This is a genomic window from Gordonia sp. BP-119 (assembly GCF_016924115.1).
GTDB classification, from domain to species: domain Bacteria; phylum Actinomycetota; class Actinomycetes; order Mycobacteriales; family Mycobacteriaceae; genus Gordonia; species Gordonia hongkongensis.
The window spans coordinates 39,640-57,245 of the sequence record NZ_JAFFZF010000030.1 but is presented as its reverse complement, the minus strand read 5'-3'; the positions used below and the strand labels follow the sequence as shown (position 1 = coordinate 57,245).

General features: G+C 62.0%; 14 protein-coding genes, 1 tRNA gene and 1 pseudogene. 7 read left to right on the top strand and 9 right to left on the bottom strand.

What is annotated here, in order from left to right; genetic code table 11:
• Nucleotides 1–54 precede the first annotated feature (54 nt).
• From JW364_RS16945 to JW364_RS16920, 6 genes are all read right to left on the bottom strand, one after another.
• A complete protein-coding gene (locus tag JW364_RS16945; protein WP_058251398.1) occupies nt 55–726 on the bottom strand; it encodes a VOC family protein in 672 nt (223 codons plus the stop codon).
• Nucleotides 727–774: 48 nt separating this feature from the next.
• Complete coding sequence (locus tag JW364_RS16940) at nt 775–1,482, bottom strand: hypothetical protein (RefSeq protein ID WP_165630660.1); 708 nt, start codon at nt 1,480–1,482, stop codon at nt 775–777.
• A 6-nt stretch (nt 1,483–1,488) separates the two neighbouring features.
• The gene (locus JW364_RS16935; RefSeq protein WP_083229308.1) at nt 1,489–1,971 is read right to left on the bottom strand and encodes an enoyl-CoA hydratase; all 483 of its coding nucleotides are present in this window, start codon (nt 1,969–1,971) and stop codon (nt 1,489–1,491) included.
• A 649-nt stretch (nt 1,972–2,620) separates the two neighbouring features.
• On the bottom strand, nt 2,621–3,109 hold the full coding sequence (locus tag JW364_RS16930) for a hypothetical protein (protein WP_065630518.1): 489 nt from the start codon (nt 3,107–3,109) through the stop codon (nt 2,621–2,623).
• A 528-nt stretch (nt 3,110–3,637) separates the two neighbouring features.
• On the bottom strand, nt 3,638–4,825 hold the full coding sequence (locus JW364_RS16925) for a hypothetical protein (RefSeq protein ID WP_238995005.1): 1,188 nt from the start codon (nt 4,823–4,825) through the stop codon (nt 3,638–3,640).
• Between the two features lie 41 nt (nt 4,826–4,866).
• Nucleotides 4,867–5,742 (bottom strand): hypothetical protein, encoded by an 876-nt coding sequence (locus JW364_RS16920; protein WP_226512318.1) that lies wholly within the window; start codon nt 5,740–5,742, stop codon nt 4,867–4,869.
• A 223-nt stretch (nt 5,743–5,965) separates the two neighbouring features.
• Here JW364_RS16920 and JW364_RS16915 point away from each other — a divergent pair, with 223 nt between their 5' ends.
• The 6 genes and pseudogenes from JW364_RS16915 (at nt 5,966) to JW364_RS16890 (ending at nt 9,414) form a co-directional block, all read left to right on the top strand.
• Nucleotides 5,966–6,547, top strand: a complete 582-nt coding sequence (locus tag JW364_RS16915; protein WP_159369955.1) for a hypothetical protein — start codon at nt 5,966–5,968, stop codon at nt 6,545–6,547.
• A gap of 49 nt (nt 6,548–6,596) precedes the next feature.
• On the top strand, nt 6,597–7,049 hold the full coding sequence (locus JW364_RS16910; RefSeq protein WP_065630544.1) for a helix-turn-helix domain-containing protein: 453 nt from the start codon (nt 6,597–6,599) through the stop codon (nt 7,047–7,049).
• Between the two features lie 108 nt (nt 7,050–7,157).
• Nucleotides 7,158–7,265, top strand: a pseudogene (locus JW364_RS16905) (VOC family protein); the annotation flags it as partial.
• Nucleotides 7,266–7,325: 60 nt separating this feature from the next.
• Nucleotides 7,326–8,177 carry a triacylglycerol lipase gene (locus JW364_RS16900; protein WP_065630522.1) on the top strand — a complete coding sequence of 284 codons (852 nt, stop codon included), beginning with the start codon at nt 7,326–7,328 and terminating at the stop codon, nt 8,175–8,177.
• An 83-nt stretch (nt 8,178–8,260) separates the two neighbouring features.
• Nucleotides 8,261–8,336 (top strand) — tRNA-Thr (locus JW364_RS16895).
• Between the two features lie 436 nt (nt 8,337–8,772).
• Nucleotides 8,773–9,414, top strand: coding sequence for a hypothetical protein (locus tag JW364_RS16890; RefSeq protein WP_205333191.1), 642 nt, complete (start codon nt 8,773–8,775; stop codon nt 9,412–9,414).
• 269 nt (nt 9,415–9,683) lie between these two features.
• Here the strand turns inward: JW364_RS16890 and JW364_RS16885 are convergent, their stop codons facing one another.
• From JW364_RS16885 to JW364_RS16875, 3 genes are all read right to left on the bottom strand, one after another.
• Nucleotides 9,684–10,844, bottom strand: a complete 1,161-nt coding sequence (locus tag JW364_RS16885; RefSeq protein WP_205333190.1) for a GIY-YIG nuclease family protein — start codon at nt 10,842–10,844, stop codon at nt 9,684–9,686.
• 669 nt (nt 10,845–11,513) lie between these two features.
• Nucleotides 11,514–13,901, bottom strand: a complete 2,388-nt coding sequence (locus tag JW364_RS16880; RefSeq protein ID WP_307814801.1) for a DEAD/DEAH box helicase family protein — start codon at nt 13,899–13,901, stop codon at nt 11,514–11,516.
• Nucleotides 13,898–16,597: a DNA methyltransferase gene (locus JW364_RS16875; RefSeq protein ID WP_205333189.1), complete on the bottom strand. Its 2,700-nt coding sequence runs from the start codon at nt 16,595–16,597 to the stop codon at nt 13,898–13,900. The genes JW364_RS16880 and JW364_RS16875 overlap by 4 nt, the downstream gene beginning before the upstream one ends.
• Before the next feature lie 303 nt (nt 16,598–16,900).
• On the opposite strand from JW364_RS16875, the gene JW364_RS16870 reads away from it, so the two are divergent.
• Nucleotides 16,901–17,389, top strand: a complete 489-nt coding sequence (locus tag JW364_RS16870; protein ID WP_205333188.1) for a hypothetical protein — start codon at nt 16,901–16,903, stop codon at nt 17,387–17,389.
• Nucleotides 17,390–17,606 lie beyond the last annotated feature (217 nt).

Sequence of the window (17,606 nt, the reverse complement as noted above, 5' to 3'; positions counted from 1 at the left end):
CCTGTGGAGGGTGGTTTTCAGCAGTTCGGCGGCGTCACTCACCACCCCGATTGATCAGTAGTTCTGGTCCTGCCAGGTGCACAGGCACACCTCGTTGCCCTCGGCGTCGGCGAGAACCCAGAAGGCCGGGGCGTACTCGTCGGTGAGGAGTTGGCCGCCGGCGGTGATGGCCGACTGCAGGCGCTCGTGAAGTTCGTCGGTCGGGATCCACAGGTCGACGTGCATCCTGCTCCGCTGGGGGCGAGGTTCGTCCATCTGCTGGAACCAAACGCTGGGTAGGCGCCCGGCCGGATCGACGAGGTCGACGGGTTCGCGATCGGCCGCGTCGCCGTAGCCCAGGACGGCTTTCCAGAAGGGCCTGATGGCCGGGATGTCGAGGGCGTCGATGGCGAGGTTGAACTGGGTGACGGGCGCGGACACCGGCTCGAGGCCGAGGTCGGCGGCGATGCCGGTGATCCGGTTCGCCAGCGCGACATCGGCTTCCGTGAGCTGGTGCGCGCTGTGCGTGGTGAGCACGAGATGCACCGTGCCGTAACGCAGATCGATGTCGGGGTGGTGGTTCGCCTCTTCGGCGGCGTCGATGATCTTGGCGACGAACTCGCCGCCCCGCACCATCGATCCGGTGTTGTAGGCGGCGGCGAGTCTGTCGGCGATGACACGCCAGGGATCGGCGACCATCTCGGCGGCCTCGGCGGTGGTGAGCGGTGAGCGAGTGGACCCGGTCATGTCGCCCCATGCTGCCCCGTTCCGGTGGATTGCGAAAGGGGGCGCGCCTCAGTGCCTGTTGGTGGTCGCCGCGGCCAAGGTCGCGATCGCCTGGTGCGTCGCCGGGAGGAACCCGCGGCGCGCCTCCTGGTCCAGGGGGGTGCCGGCGCCGATGACGGGGTCGTAGTCGAGTCCGATCACTCCGCCGACCGCACCGGACACCACGTTGACCAGCATGTCGGCGAGTCCGTCCTGATGGGTGGCCGGTAGTTGGGAGGAGATGACGACGATCGTCTTCTCCAGCACCCCGGCCCGGTCCCATTCGGTGAAGACGACCCGGGCGCGGTTGAGTAAGTCGGGTCTCGCGGCGACGACGAGCACCGGGGTGAGGTTCGGGAGGTCGTCTTCGGCGAGTTCGGGCAGCAACGTGAGCGGATGCGCACCGGCGTCGACGACGGGAACCGCGCCCTGCCGCCACGTCTCGACGACGGCGTCGGTGACCGTCGCCTCCTCGGGCGGAAGCCACAGACCCGTGCCCGACGCCGTGCGCAACAGTTCGGGGTTACCCGACCCGCGGAGCCGCAGCTCGATGTCGCAGTCGTTGCCCGACGCGTCCACCCACCACGAGAGCAGCCCGAGCGTCGACGACGCCCGATGCTCCGCGAGCAGCGCCGAAACAACCGACGTGCCAACGCCTCCCGCTGTCCCGCACACGACGACGGCCCGCTCGGCCCAGGCCTGCGGGTCGCCGTCGCGTGGTGTGGTCGGGTTGGTCATGTGGATTCAGGGAACGAGCATGTAGATGGTCGAACCGTAGCCGGAAGGGACTCGAACAGGACTATTGGGCGAAAACCCACCGAACCCAAGGCTGACTGGACCTGAGCCGGTGTTGATCTCCCAAACCTTCTTCTCGCCCGGACGCGGGCCGAGCGTTGCGGTAACCCATTTTTCCAGGTTGTAACCCCGCACGCTGGTGTAGTAGTTCCCAAACAGCACTCGGCAATTCGGATTACGTTTCCAACTCGCCCCAGCCCCGGTGAACCCGTGCGACCGCACCGTGACCCTGACTACACCCCGCTTACCCTTCGGCGCATCCACAGTCGCGTTGACCGCACCCCGGCAGTAGGAGTGGTCGCCGAATATCCCGAAGTTGTAGCCGGTAGTCGAAACTTGGGGAATCGGAGCCGCGGACGCCTGACCGACGCCCGCCATGCACAAGGCGCCAACGATAAGTCCGACAAAAATAGTCGCGAGTAATCGCTTCATTTGATCCCTCTTTACCTTCTGCGGGCGCTCAGTTACGGGACCAACAGGTAGAAACCCGCCCCGTATGACTGGGGTGAGGCGATCGGGCTGTTAGCCGAGTAGGCAGTTACGCCGAATACGACCACACCCGAACCCGTATGAACGTCCCAAGTCTTGCTCTCACCGCGTCGCGGCCCGAAGCCAGCTCTTACCCACTTCTGAATGTTGAGTCCTCGACCGCTTGTGTACGTTGTCGCGAAGAGGACTCGACACCTCGGATTCTTCCTCCATCCCGGGCCGTCGCCTGTGAACCCGTGCGACCGTGCAGTTACTCGAACCACGCCGGGCTTCCCTGCCGGCGCATCGAGACCGATGTTGACAGCTCCGCGGCAGAAGGAGTGGTCACCAAAGGTGCCGAAATTGTTCCCGGTCGTTGATAGCTGGGGAATAGGGGCTGCGGTTGAGTGACCACCGCCAGCAACCGTAGCGATACTTGCCAAGACAAGCACGACCATAAAGACCATGAGTTTATTCATTCGTCCCTCACTATTCGATTCGGATCAAAAATTGGAAGTGGCCCCGCGTCGGTGCGCCACCCATCTGTGAGCACGCACCGAATATCTTGTCGGCGCGGTGCGGCGTACTAGATCGTCAGTTTTCGCTGGGTTCGTCAAGGAACCAGCATGTAGTACGACACGCCCACCGACTGCCTCAGACGAATCGGGTTGTTACGGGCATACGTCGACACCAGAAACTCGACCACTCCCGACCCAGTCCTGACCTCGTGAACCACCTTCTGCCCACGCCTCGGACCAAAATTGGCATTGAAGAAGTTCCATTGCGCGTACCCAATCGCACTGGTGTGCACCGTGCCGACCAACAGCTTGCACACCGGATTCCGCTTCCAACTCGGCCCCTGGCCGGTAAATCCGCGAGACGTGAGCGAGACGCGGACAACTCCCGGCTCCCTGGGCGCTGCGGTGAGACTGACGTGTAGTACACCGTTGCAGAATGAATGGTTGCCCACCGTAGCAAATTGGTTGCCGCTGACCGAGATTCTCTGCAGTTCGGGCGCCGCGTTGACATCTCCTGGACCAGCGATCACCCCGGTCAGCGCTGCTACAGCCACCGTCAGTGCAACTGCAATACGTCTTGACATCAAAAACTCAACTCACTTCGTAAGCTACGGGACCAACATGTAGTGCGACACTCCGTAGGACTGCATGACGCGAACGGGGTTGTTGCGCGCATACGAGACGGCCTGGAACTGAACAAGACCGGACCCGGTCCTGATGTCGTGGACCACCTTCTGTCCGCGGCGCGGTCCAAAATCGGCGTTAAAGAAGTTCCATTTGGCATACGCCTCGATGCTCGTATGCACTGTGCCGATCAGAAGCTTACACACCGGCTTCCGCTTCCAACTCGGACCGTTTCCTGTGAAGCCAGAAGACGTGAGGGTGACCCGGACGACCCCGGGCTTGGATGGGGCGGCAGTCAAGCCCACGTGCAGGACTCCTCTGCAGTAGGAATGATCGCCAAAGGTTCCCATGGTGTCGCCGGTAATACCTATGCGTGGCAACTGTGGTGCAGCATCGCTTTTCCCAACTCCGACGACAACACCCGCGGACACGACGACAAGGCCGATCACTACACACAACAGACGTTTCATATTCAAAGGCCCTTGTTCTCAGTGATGTTCGGCTGAAGAGTTGCCAACCTCAGCCGGCCACAAGACGTCACTTCCAGGGACCGCGTTCTTCAGGCTGTCGGACTGTGCGCGAGTCCAGTCGCGTACCGACTTCTCAGTCTGCGGGCCGAACACTACATAGGGTGACCGAGCTTGCGCTCCCGACCATTTGAAGGTCGAAGCCCCTATTCTTGCGTCAACGTCGCCACGATGGTTGACGACATAGTCGACGGCTGGCAACCCCGCGCTGCGCGCGCGATCTGCTGTCAGGTGGAATTCAAACTGATTCGGCCCATCAGGCTGCGGGAGCGCGTGCCGTGGACCGTTCTGATTCCATGGCTCATCCGGGTTCGCGCCGGGGTCACCCGCGCCAAGCGCATACGCGAGGGCTCCGCCAGCAGTCCCACCGATGGCGAAACCGACTATTGCGCCTGCAGCGCCAGCCCCGGCACCTCCAACCCCGGCACCGATTAGTGCACCTACACCCGTCTGAAACGGCTGCGGCGGGAACGCGGAGCCGATCAACGCCCCGACTCCCGCACCAACTCCCGCGCCCACAACCGCCGACGGAATACCAAGCGCGACAGCACCAGCCGTACCACCGGCCATGACACCGATGATCGTGGCGGCAGCACGACGCGTCGCCTCGTCCTCAGGAACACCAGCAGAGATCAAACCTTGCGCGATCTTCGCCTCACCATAGGCCGACCACGCATTGATCGAGTTCACATCACGCTTCGACATCCCCTCCGGAATGTCGGTGACGAAGTTGCCCACACGGATCTTCTCCGGCGGCGGCGCGATCGGCCGAACCGGCGGAGCAACCCGCGGAGCCACCCGATTGTTGATCAACGGAGTGTAGGGCTCGTCATACGAATACGACCCAGGCGCGGTGTACGCCTGATAAGGCGCCTCCACCGGCGGCCCCGGAATACTGCCCGGCCCCGGAACCACGACCGGCTCGACCGTGGCCTCAGCACCGGCACCACCATCCGGCGACACATCGCTCGGACTCGTGCCACCCTGCCCCGGCGCCGTGTCACCCGGACTCGTGCCCCCCTGCTCCGGCACCGCAAACGCCGCTCCCGCGCCCGCAGTGATCGACGCTGCGACCACCGCCGATGTCAGCGACAGCAATGGACCACTCGGCACCCGACGCTTCCGGTGCCGACCCCGACTATGACTCATTACTCGACTACCTCTCTGGTGCGCCCACGGCGGGCGAGATCTCACTCAACTGATCGAATGGACTGGATGTAGGACCTTCCGCCGATGGTCGTCGTGCGGATGACCTGGCGGTAGGTGATGGGCGCCGCGTCGGGCTGCAGTTCGGTGAGCACCACCGAGTACTCGCCCGGGCCGCGCTCGGCGACCGTCAGACAGTGCCGGGTACCGATGGGACGCTGGTTGATGTACTGCTGCATCACGTACTCGGAGGCCACCGCGCCCGGCGCCGCGACCGCCCGTGCCGCCCTCGCCGAGCGCAGAACGTAGTAGGCGTGGTTGAAGGCGCGGATCGCGCCGGCGCCGGACTCTTGATCACCGGCATCGTCGCCGTCGGACACCGTCGTCCCCGCCCCCACCGGGCGTTGCGTACAGGCGGGCTCGCTCGCCACAGCGGACGTGGATGGCAACAGCGAATCAGAGGCGTCAGCGGTGGACGTCGATGCCGTCGTCGATTCGGACTCGCCGCCGCGCGTCAGGACCACACCCAAGGCTGTGGCGACAATCACAAGAATCGCTGCTGCCGCACCTGCGATTCGCAGTGGCGAACCGAGACGTGCGGGCGTCTCACCGCGTGCGGCCGATCCGCTCTTCCGCTTCGCACGGACCGACTTCTCCGCCTCCGCCAGGAACGCGTCGAGCTCCGACGCCGGGCGAGGCGCGACGACCTGCGGTACGGCGACCACCGGGCGGATCGGCTCCTCGAGCTGTGGAAGTGGACGCTCGAGAACAGCCACCACGGACGGCTGCGGGGCCACCTGAGCTGGGCCGACGGAGCGGTATCGGGCCAGGTGAGCGGCCAGATCGGCGGCTGGCGTCGCGTCGGAAGCGGGCGACGGCGGGACGTCGGGGAACCACAGTGCGGAAGCGCGCGGCGGCACCAAAGATCCCTCCCCCCGGCCGGTGATCATGTCGTCGTGAAGTTGCGCTCAACGACGGCACGACGCAGGGGGTCCCCCGATGACGTCGGCATATGCCGTCGCTGACCTCGGGACACCCTACAACAGCTCTCAGGACCTTCTCAGCTGTCATCCACAGGGGTGACAGGCGATCCTGCGCTGCGAATTCATGCACACAGATGTCGCGCTGACTAGGGTCGCGAGTGTGCTTCTCACGGCCGCAGTCGCCCGCGGGGTCGCGGACGGAACCGTCGACCTCGCCTTCCGGCGATGGGGCCATCCGCGCATACATCCCGGCTCGATCTTCATCGCGCTGACTCACGTCATCGAGGTGACGTCGCTGGAACGCGTCGACCCCGAGCGGATCACGCGCGACGAGGCGCGGCGTGCAGGATACGACGATGCCGACGCCGTCCGGGCCGCCCTCTGCGTCAACGTCCACAATCCGACCTACCGCATCGGACTGCAGTGCATCGGCGAGGACCCACGGATCGCCCTGCGCGCCGACGATGATCTCGCGGACGCGGACGTGGACGAGATCCGAACCCGCCTCGACCGGATGGACTCCCGGTCCAAGAACGGTCCATGGACCCGAGAAACCCTCGACCTCATCGCGCGCCGCCCGGGCGTGGTGTCGACCGACCTCGCGGCTGAACTCGGCAGGGACCGAGCAGGATTGAAGCAGGACATCGCCAAGCTCAAGAAGCTCGGGCTGACCGACAGCCTCGTCGTCGGGTACGAACTGTCGCCGCGCGGCGTCGAGTTCCGGCGACGCGACCGCGACTGAGGTCACCGAACATCCGACGACGACATGTCGACGTGGGCATCATCAATTCATGCCCAGCGCACACCCGGCCCGTCACCTGCTGCGCGCCAAGGATCTCGCGGACGTGCGATTCGCCGAGCCGCTGACGGTCGACGACATGGCCGCCGCGGCGAAACTGTCCCGCGCCCACTTCTCGCGGGCCTTCGCAGCCGCATACGGACAGTCGCCACACGCGTATCTGCAGACTCGACGACTGGAACGGGCAGCGGCCATGCTGCGAACGACAGACCGTACCGTCGCCGACATCTGCATGGCGGCGGGTCTTTCCAGTGTCGGTTCGTTCACCACGAGCTTCACTCGCGCATTCGGCAAGACGCCGACCGCATATCGGGATTCGTTCCCACCCGCTTCCACGTACGCACAGATACCGGCGTGCGTTCTGCGCGTCTACTCGCGCCCGGCGCCGACGAGCCGGACCGAGCAATCCCCGGAAAGGGAAGCAACACGCGACGAGGCCAGGTGAGGACAGCACACGGGGAGAAGACCCCGACGGCCGCAGCGACTTACGTTGATCTCACACCGCAACATCCCTCAAGCGAAGGAAGACAACATGATTCGCATCGCCAGCGCCGAGTTCACCGAGACACCCGAAGAACGGCCGTACGGCATCGACGCGGGTTTCCGCGACCCGTCGGGAAACAGTGTTCGCCTGACGCAACTGGCCGAGGTACTCGCCTAGACCGCCCGGCGTTCCGGCAATCGCGGGTCGCGTCGCCGCGTCGTCGGCGACAATCCGACCATGAACAGCATCCGATCCGGAGTCACGGCGGCTGTGCTCGCGCTAGCCGCCGCAGGTTTGTGCCTCGTGGCCGGAAGCGCGAACGCCGCGCCGTTCCCGGTGATCACGGATGCGCCGACCGCCATCGCCACTCGCTACCTGAGTCCGGCATCGGAGTCGCCCGCCGGCGCCAACCGCTTCGGCTGCCGCGACCGGGACGGACGCAATCCGGTCGTGCTATTGCACGCGACCGCCATGAACCAGAGCGCCAACTGGGCGTATCTCGCGCCGACCCTGGCCAACGCGGGGTACTGCGTGTTCAGCCTGACCTACGGCCAGACGAGCTGGAGCGGCAACACCGGCGGCCTGGGCAACAAGGAGCAGTCCGCCCGTGTGGTCCCGGCTTTCGTCGGACGGGTTCTGGCTGCCACCGGTGCCCAGAAGGTCGATGTCGTCGGCCACAGCCAGGGCGGCGCGATCGCACAGCTCGTCACCCAATTGCCCGGACGCGCCGAACAGGTGGGCACGATCGTCGGGCTGTCCGCGTCGAACCGGGGATACTCCCGCGTCGGGTCGATCACCGACCGCCTACCGGCCCGTGCCCCCGGTCAGAGCTACTGGGGTCCGACGCATCGCTCGATCCGATACGTGAACCTCGCGACGCGATTCGACGAGATCTCGACGCCGTACACCGTGACCTTGATGCCGCCCGGCCCCAACATCACCAACACGGTGATCCAGGACGTGTGCCCGGCGTCGAAGATCGGTCACGTCGGGATGGCCTACTCCCCGACCGTCGCTGCGCTCGTCCGCAACGCACTCGATCCGCAGCGTCGGGTGCCGGTCGTCTGCGGTTCCGACTTCCCGGGTTGACCTGGGCCCTCTGGCTTCGACGACCCGAGTTTTGTTCGATCCCCGACCCTCGCTAGACTCGTCTGCGCTGCCTCGCGTAGCACGCCGCCCTAGCTCAGTCGGTAGAGCAATTCACTCGTAATGAATAGGTCAGGGGTTCGATTCCCCTGGGCGGCTCCACCACAAAAACCAGGTGAGGCGCAGTTTCTGAGCGTCGCCTCATCGCCAGTCTCAACACAAGCGTGGCTGTCAGCACACACAGAGCACACACACCGCCTAATGCTCGGCGTATCCATACATCTCGGTTGACGGTCAACCTTGGAGCTTTGCGACGGTCAACCTTGGAGCTTTGCGTTAGCATCAGCGGGTGACCACCCGGAAAGCGCATGGGCGATAGTTGGCCGTCGGTGCGCGCGGCAGACCTGGTCCGCATCATCGAACGACATTGCGGGCCACCGATTCGACAGCGCGGCTCACACCGCAGGTACAAGGGCAATGACGCCGAGTTCACGTTCGCATACCATGACAGTGTGGAGATAACCGGGAACATCGTTCGGCGTGTCTTGGTTAGCAACGTTGGGTTGTCCGCGCGAGAGGCACGAGGAGAGGTGAGCTGATGACTAATGACGCTCAGGTGGTCGTGTACCGCTCTTGCATGTCCGGTGGGCCGCAGTGGCAGTTCTATTCAATGCCGGAGAGCATCGTAGGGGGTGCCCACGACCTCGAAGACGCGCGCCAGCAGTACCGCGACGCGCTAGCCTTCTCGCTTGACGTTCCGGACAGCCAACTACCAGAGATCCGTGAATTGGTGGAGCACGAGACTGTCAAGGGCACCGGCATTTGGGTGCGCGGCGGGCTCGACGCTCCGACGTATGACAACGCGCTCAAGTTCTTGACCCGGTACGTGGAGAGCCAGCCTTCCGACGAAGTCGAATGGTTCTTTGAGCAGCCAGCGGCGAGCGGCGACGTAATTATCGTTCCCGTCGAGTTCGACGACACGTTGCGGATCATCACGTCTCAGATGACACCGTTTGATTCAGTTTGGGTTGTCGCGCAGGGCAAAGACCCCGATGGACACGACATGCTCGCATGGCTAGCCATCGGCGGTAGCGACGCAGCTCCGGCGGCTGACGACGGGGTCAACCTCGCTGATCTCGGATTGACACCAGATAGCCCGATGGTCGACGTGTTCCACCGCGTGATCGAGAATAGCGAACGCCAACACTCGCGGGGGAAGTACGCACTCGCGACGGTCTAGCGCCACCGCCGGTTTGATCCCTTGCGCGGCAACGTAATTCGGTTGCATAGCGGCTAGTTCAGACCGTCAGAGCGCCCCTGAGGGCCGCGATCCCCTGTTCAGGGCTTATTTTGGCGCTTTAAAGCCCCCGCACGCGGCCCACCGTGGCACAGCCCCGACTACACTCAGCCCAGCCAAGCACGTGGCCGTGAGCAGATGTTGGACCGGTTGTCTGGGACCTGCCAGACGAACCGCACCCTTCGACGCAATTTAGTGCCGTAGCGTTCGCGTCACGCGTCCTGACGTTCGACGAGTCGGCGTGTGTCGGCGTTGTATGTGTAGTGGACGATCTCACCCGAGATAATAAGCTCGATTGCTTGGTCGATGACGTTACGCGGCACAATGAACCATTCGGACGGTTCGTAGTCGCGGCCCGTCTTGTCGACCTGTGTGAGGTCCAGACGCACGTCGGCGAACACACGATGGAGGAGATTCTCCAGCGCTGAGACACGCGTGTTGTATATGCGGTAGGTCGCGACAACCTCGACCGGCGCCATCAAGTAGGTAGGTGACTTGTCTGCGTTCTTGATCCTGGCCTCGACAGGTCCGCGTGAAAAGCCGATCTTGTGCAGATCAGCGATGCCAGAAATCTGCGGATCGGTGCTGCGAGAACGCAAGACGTAGATGTAGCCGCTGACCTCGTCGTCGGTGAGGATCTCTGGCTGCTCCCGCGCCACGACGATCTGACCGTCCTCATCTGCCAGCCTGATCCCCAAGGATTGCCTGTACATCCGCGACTCGGTGCCGTTCTCAAAGACGCAGCGAAGGCGCTCGCGCTTGTTCTCGCGAACCGTCGATTTCTTGTATTCGGTCTCCCCGACCTCAGCGACGAAGAGCATCACACCATTGAGCACGAAGAACGCACCTGGAACGATGTGTGTGAGTCCCGGATATGGCAACAACTGGCTCGCGCCTTCGCGCAACTCTGCGTGCTTCTGCTGGAATATCGGAGCGAACTCGGCGAAGTCCTCAGCGGGTCGACGACGGGCCACCTCCTCAGTCTCGAAGCGCTGCTTACGGACCGGAAGACTCGAAACGTCCAGGATGCCAGTGTCATCGCCCAGCAAGTCGAGAGAATCGTGCTCCAGCAGCTCATCGATCGAACCAGGTGCCTCGGGGACGTCGAGTAGTCCGAACTCGTCAAGGTGTGTGAGCGCTTGGACTTTGTTGTCATCCGCCAGGATGCCGTCCAGACGTGCGCCGAGCTTGCGTTCAGCGATCTCCCGTGTGGTCGGGCTCGGGAGCCGGCCGTGGGTGCGGCGGAACTCGACGATCTCCAGGAACGCCCGCTCCAACCGATCGCTGGAGGTGACCTTCTTCGGCTTCTCGGGCATGTCCAGCAGCCCGTCGACGTCGGAGTCGAGTAGTCGCTCCCACTCAATCTGGCTCATCGCATACCTTCAGACTGCACTGAGCTTTCCGAAGAGTGTGATCGCTGGCCGTCGGTGATACCTGCACATGGCTCGTTGCCGCTATGGATATCCCTGAGTACCTCAGCATGTCGCCGTTCTGTGACGCAATCAGCGTCAACCTCTGGACTTCTGCCGTTCCGCTTCGCCCACTTCCTAGCCTTCTCGACCAAGAGCTCACGCTCGCCTTGCGCGAGTGAATCCATCCTCCCGCTAAGTTCGACCGTCGAAACCTCTCCTCGTCGTAGCGCCGCGGCAAGCAGCTTCGCCCGAGCCCTGCGTTCTTCGGACTTACTACACTCGCGGTAGTCCACGAAACAATGGCCTGGGCACCGCACGTGATCCCCAGGAGACGGGCATTCCGAATCATCCACTGCCTGAAGGTCTGCGTTCGCTACTTCTTCTGTCGAGCAAGCGAAGACCGCCAAGGAGTCGGAGTTGGCATAGATCTGATGCCAGTCACGTGCTCCCTGCGCACTCGCAATCGCCGATCGAGCATAGCTTGGCATACCGCGGTCTCGATCACTGGGACCGAACGCGTAACTGCGAGGTTTCTTGGTTTCAGCGTCCCACAAATGGGCGGGTATCTGTCGGTAAACAAGCTCTTCTGAAGATTCCATCAGATTCTCGCAATCACGAACTGCCGAATGTTCAACCATTGATTACCTCCTGTATGAGTTCCAATGCCCGGTCAGAAAATTCGGTCTCTTCTTCCCTGCAAGCGTTGGACTCTATGACGAGATCGAAAAAGCTGAACTTTCCAGCCGGGGATATCTCAAAACTGGTGACCCGTTCGCCATTTGCCCACTCGATATGCACGCCGCCATCATTCATTGGAAAAATCGAAGCTTCGGGAATCGAGGGTGAGTCCTCGACGAATTTAATTAGTTCCGCAGCAGCATGGATCGCCACTTCTGTCACCTTGCGGCCGTCGCCATCGGGATTCCACCCCTCGACTAGTTCGGAAATCTGCCTGAGCCTTCTCCATGGACCGCCACCAGCGGACTCGTAGTTTCCACCCGATTCATTGGACGGCGACCGATCCCCACTCGATGAAACTGTCCCAGAGGACGAACCGCCAATGTTCTGTTTGTCGCGGTCCGCCTTGAGTCGCTGTGCTTGTCGCTGCAGGAGCAGTAATGCTTCCGCATAGCGCTTCTCCGTAGGGTCCGTGGAACGCACGTCGGGGCGACGACCGTTCACCGTGTGCCAGCGCTGGATCTTAGGCCACAACGCTAGTGCTTCGTCCTCGCTGATCTCGACCCGTGTACTGGTGATCGCGTCGGAAATGATCTTTAGCACCGACGGAGTCACCGACTTCGACATCACCTCGAACGCCCGCTGGAACGGGTTGACCGTGTCGATCAGGTTGATGCTGACGTCATCGATGTTCACGAACGTGTCGGCCATCTTGATGAACCTCTTGTCACCGACCTCGCGAACCTCGCCGTTCTTGATCACCGAGTCCACCACGACCTGCTGGCGGACCTCCTCGACCTGCTCATCTGTCAGGTCCGGGTATCGATCCCGGATGATCTTCGGGATCAGAACCTTGTTCGTGGTCTCCGGGTCAACGCTGCCGGCCGCAGCTTTGGCAAACGTCTCGTCCTGCAAAATGTTGGCCTTCAGGTCGTTCAGGTCGGTCTCGACGATCTGCTTGACTCGCTCGCTCGACGGCTCCTTGAAGCCCTTGATCTTGATCGTGCCCGGCTCAGGCGCGTCGTCGTTGCCGCGTTTGGCCTTGAAGTTGAAGTTCGGTGCCAGTACCTGCTCCATCAGCAGCGACGCCGTAATCGCCTTGAGCATGTTGTTCACCGACACCGTCACCTCACCCCGCTCAGCGTCGGGCTCAGCCAGCAGGTTCGTGAACTGCGCATGCGTCTTACCAGGGCTATCGCGGGTGACCCGGCCAATGATCTGGATGATCTCGGTCAGCGACGCCCGATACCCGACGGTCAGCGCGTGCTCGGCGAACGGCCAGTCGAAACCCTCCTTCGCCATACCCAGCGCGATGATGATGTCCACCCCGTCGCGGTCCTTCGCTGCGACCGTCGACAGATAGTGCAGGGTGTCGGCGCGCTTCTTCTGATCGGCGTCGTCGACGAGATCAGCCACCCGCAGCACCTCGCCCGTGTCTTTGCGCCGGATACGAATGATCCCGGTATCTGGCTCGGTGTCGATCACGTCACCGATGGTGTCGATGATGAACCCGACCTCTTCGATCTTGTCCTTGGTCGACTCACCCGAGTTCACATTCGGGATGTGCACGATCGTCTTCTTGTCCAGGTCAAGCACTTCGCCGATCGCCTCGGTGTACCGGCCCTGATAGAAGTGGTGCCCGATCCCCAGCGACTTCAGATACTGGTAGCCGTTGAGCTGGTCGTAGTAGTTGAACGTCACCGGCGTGAACTGCGCCTCGTCCTCCGACGAGAGCACCGGCACCGAGTCCCCTCGGAAGTACGAGCCGGTCATCGCGACGATGTGCACATCCGAACCGACCATCACCTCCTTCAAAAGGCCTCCCAGGCGGGAGTTCTCAGTATCAGCCGAGACATGGTGGAACTCGTCGATGGCCAGAACGGCGCCGTTGAACTCATCCGGCGCGAGTCGCTCGAACGCGAAACGCAGCGTCGCATGCGTGCACACCAGAATCGGGTCGGTGCTGTTCAGGAAGTCGACGAACGCGTCGACCTTGCCCGCCGACGACCCCGGCGTGCACAGGTTCCGCTCCGGCTTGACCTCCCAATCAGCGAAGAAGCCATGCGAGGTCAGCTTCGTCGTCGAGAACGACGCCCCGATCGAACGCTCCGGGACCGCGACGATCACCTTCTTGCGGCCCTGGTTGTACAGCTTGTCCAAGCCGACGAACATCAACGCCCGTGACTTACCGGAGGCAGGGGGTGCCTTGATCAACAAGTGCTGGGCGTCCCGCTTGGCGAACACCCGCTGCTGCATCTCCCGCATACCCAACGCATCAGTGTTCACCGACGCACCAGTCTGCGCGTATGTCACGTCGACAACGTTCACCGTGCTACTCACTTCTTGCCCCTCCTCGCTGGCTTAGCCGCCTGCTCAGCAGCGGTCATCTCCTCATGCATAGCGAACAGGTCCGACAACCGCTGTTCATCGGTCTCATACCCGCGCTTGGAGTAGATCGAATCCACCAACGCATCAACCTCAGCATGGGCAGCCCGCAGATCACCAGGCATCTTGTCCGGATCATAAAGCTCGGCCAGAGTCTTCTCGCAGTGATACTCACGAACATCCAGCACCCGCAGGGCCGCGATCGTCAACCGCTCCTTGACCTGGTCAGTCAGCGATGGGACAGGAAAGTTGTTGTAAATGATCGTTCCCGAATACCGGTAGTCTGTCTTCATCTTTCCCCCAACTGCTCGGACCCACACCATGTGAGTCCGAGAAGTGAGGAGGGCGAAAGTCCAAGGTTCGACGTCGTAAGCAGCATTCGCCGAATTGGAGATGACAGTTGCTGAGTCAAGGTAACCAATCGGGATGTATTCGCGTCGCTCTGACGATGTTGCTGGAACGATGACCGAGTCAGAGTCCTGGTGCGCCCAAAAGTAGAAGTGGTTCGGCGTCGCCGCCTTTGCCTTCGTGGACTTCTCAGTGCTTCTCTCTCTATGAGCCCGGACGTGTGCGAGGCGACGCTCAATGATCTGGATCTCAGCAGCTTGTTCGAGGGCGTCATCTGGGATGACAAGGCACCATCGTGTCTTGCCCTTAATGAACTCATCTGATCCGCTGAAGCCCTTGATGTATGAAGCGAGCCACGGAGCACGGGTCAGCAGATCATCTCGCTCCGCGTCGCTGAGGATCAGATTTCCGCCGTCATTCGGCATCGAGCCGAACCCGAGTCTTGGCATATCCGACAAAGGGCGACTACGCCTTCCTATCCAGATGTCAGGGGCATCTGCCAAGTACGGATTGATCCGTTGCACTTCGAGACGGATCTCATCCGTAAAAAGGTACTTCGGCGTCGACGATCGCTTGCGCAGTCCAACCACCACGCACGTTACGCCAGCGGCGTTCTTCGCATGGTTCGACCACTTGAATGATGTGTATGCGTACGCGATTTCAAGATCCTCACCGAGGACTTGTGGCCACAGAATTCCGACCTGTTCACCCTGTGTTACGGAGTTGGTGGTCACGAATGCCAACTGAGCAGAGGTTCTACGGATGTACTCTGCGCCCTTGATGATCCAGGCAGACACGTAGTCAAGACTTTTGTATTTCGTGGTCACGGTTGCGAGATCACTTTTTTGTTCGGCGGACTGGTTTCGACTACCCAAGTACGGGGGGTTCCCGAGAACGTAAATCTCTGACGAATCGTCTCTTGGGCAGAAATCAAACCAATCCAGTTTAATCGCATTGTCAGCAATGATCTGACCGGCTTCCTTCAGCGGAATCAGCGGTATCTCAACGCCGAACTTCTCTCTGAACTCACGGTTCATCTGATGCTTAGCGATCCACAGCGACAAGATCGCCACCTCGACGGCGAAGTCGTCGATCTCGATGCCGTAGAAGCTCTCAATATCGATCTTCGACACGGCGTACAGCACTTGGTGTTTGGGGCTCAGGTCTGCAAGTCGTTCGAGGATCGCGTGCTCCAGGCGTCGCAGTTCCTTGTAGGCGATGACCAAGAAGTTCCCCGACCCGCAGGCGGGGTCGAAGACTTTGATCGCGCCGATCCTCTCCAGCAGCTTCTCTAGTCTTCCTACGCTGTTGAAACCGGCGTCAAACTCCTCCTTGAGCTCGTCGAGAAACAGCGGCTCGATGGTCTTCAGAATGTTCGGCACCGACGTGTAGTGCTGCCCGAGGTCCGACCGCTTCCCGGGGGTCACGATCGCCTGAAACATCGACCCGAAGATGTCGGGGTTGATCTCGCTCCAGTCCAGAACTCCCAGGTCGAGCAGCAGTCCACGGGCGGTCTTGGTGAACGCTGGAACCACATGTTGCTTGGTGACCTCGAAAAGTCGGCCGTTGACGTACGGGAACGTGGACAAGTAGCTCGCCTTGTCCTCGGGCTTCTCGGTATCCAAAGCGTTGAACAGATCTGTCAGGAATTCCTGCACGTCCGACCCGTCGGCCTGGGTGTGCGACCCCACCGCGGTGGTGAACTGACCGTCGTCGAAGATCCCGGTGTCTTCGGCGAAGAAGCAGAACAGCAGCCGCGTGAAGAACACGTTCAGGGCATGGCGGCCATGCTGCTCGCCGATGAGGTCCGGGTTCGCCTGCAACAGCTCGTCGAAGAGCTTGCCCATGCGCTCGGCGGCCTTGACGTCGGCGTGAGCCTCGGAGGTGTACTGCGCCTTCTCCATGCCGGCCCAGGGAAGGAAGAAGGTGAAGTGCTTGTCGATGTCGCGGATCGGGAAGACCTTGTTCTCGCCGGTCTTCATGTCGACCGCGACCAGCTCGTCGTAGTCGGTGGCGATGACGAACCGGGGGTTGTACCGAACGACGTCCGGCGATGTCCGCAGCTCCTCGACATCAACCAACGGCTCGCGGTCCGTCTCGCGGAAGTAGACGACATTCTTCTGCGCGACTTCGCGATCCTTATCGGCTGCGACGTTGAGCGACCCGTTGCGCAGTCGGGTGACGTTCCCCTTCGGCTTCCCGTAGGCCAGGAGCAGGTCGAAGATGAACTCGTGGTCATATGTCTCGCGCCGTGCAAGCGGAGCAACTCGCTCCTCGACCGCTTTCAGATTCAGCCTAGCCACACCTGCACTCCTACGCTCAAATAATCCGGCCCGCCGCCGGACCGCGCATCCATCATCCCACTGTGCTCGAACCGGCCACATTCGATTCGCCCCTTCGTCCCAGCGCCTCGACTTCACAATCTTTCAGCAGGTGGCGGTATTTGCCGGTCCGCTCAGTCCGACGGTGCCTCCGCTGCTAGATTCCGTCCGTGAGCGTCTGGGAGTTCTTCGCGTCGATCATCGGAGGCATGGCCCGCTGCGGTGGTTGCACTCGTAGTCATCCTGCGGCGACAGGTCGGGAAGCTAACCGACGAGGTTGTCCAGATGTTCGGCAGGGCAAAGTCCGCAAAGCTCGGCATCGGACAGGCGCAGGTGGCGATCGAGATGGAAGAGACGCTGCGCGACGAGAACCAAACGCACTGTACGACGCCGCACGAGCGTCAGGCGCGCAACATTACTCATTCGGCGGCGTTGTCCAAGAACAGGCGCCTCCTCACGACCAACCCCGCTGCGGCCGTCGCTTCAGCATTTGATGACGTCTCCCGCGCAGTTCGGGAGGTCGTCGAAACCGAGGCTCCCGAGATCGATGCCCTCTTGCCTTTCGAGGATCGCGTCAGGATTCTTCGCGACCGAGGGCTGTCAAAGAGCACAGCCACAGCGGCGATGTTCCTAGGCGTCACTCGCTACGACTCCGTGTATTCGTCCGACGACGCCGAGGCCTATGTCGATGCAGAGCGATTCGTATCCCTCGCCGACCAGGTTCTAACATCGCTCGACATCTTCGTTCGTCGTCAACCCAGCACCACCGATTGATTGCATACGATTGAGTCAGATAGATTGCGCGGCAAAGCAGTTCGGGCACACAGCGGCCAACCTGGCCCGTCGAGCCACCCCTCAGGGTCCAAAATCCCCTGTTCAGATCCTATTTCGGCGTTTGACGGGGACCCGTACGCAGATCTGTGCACAGTACGCGGCGGGCCCCTGCCGATCGACCAGGGCGGGGGTCCACCCCCCTATTCCTGCCGTCGAC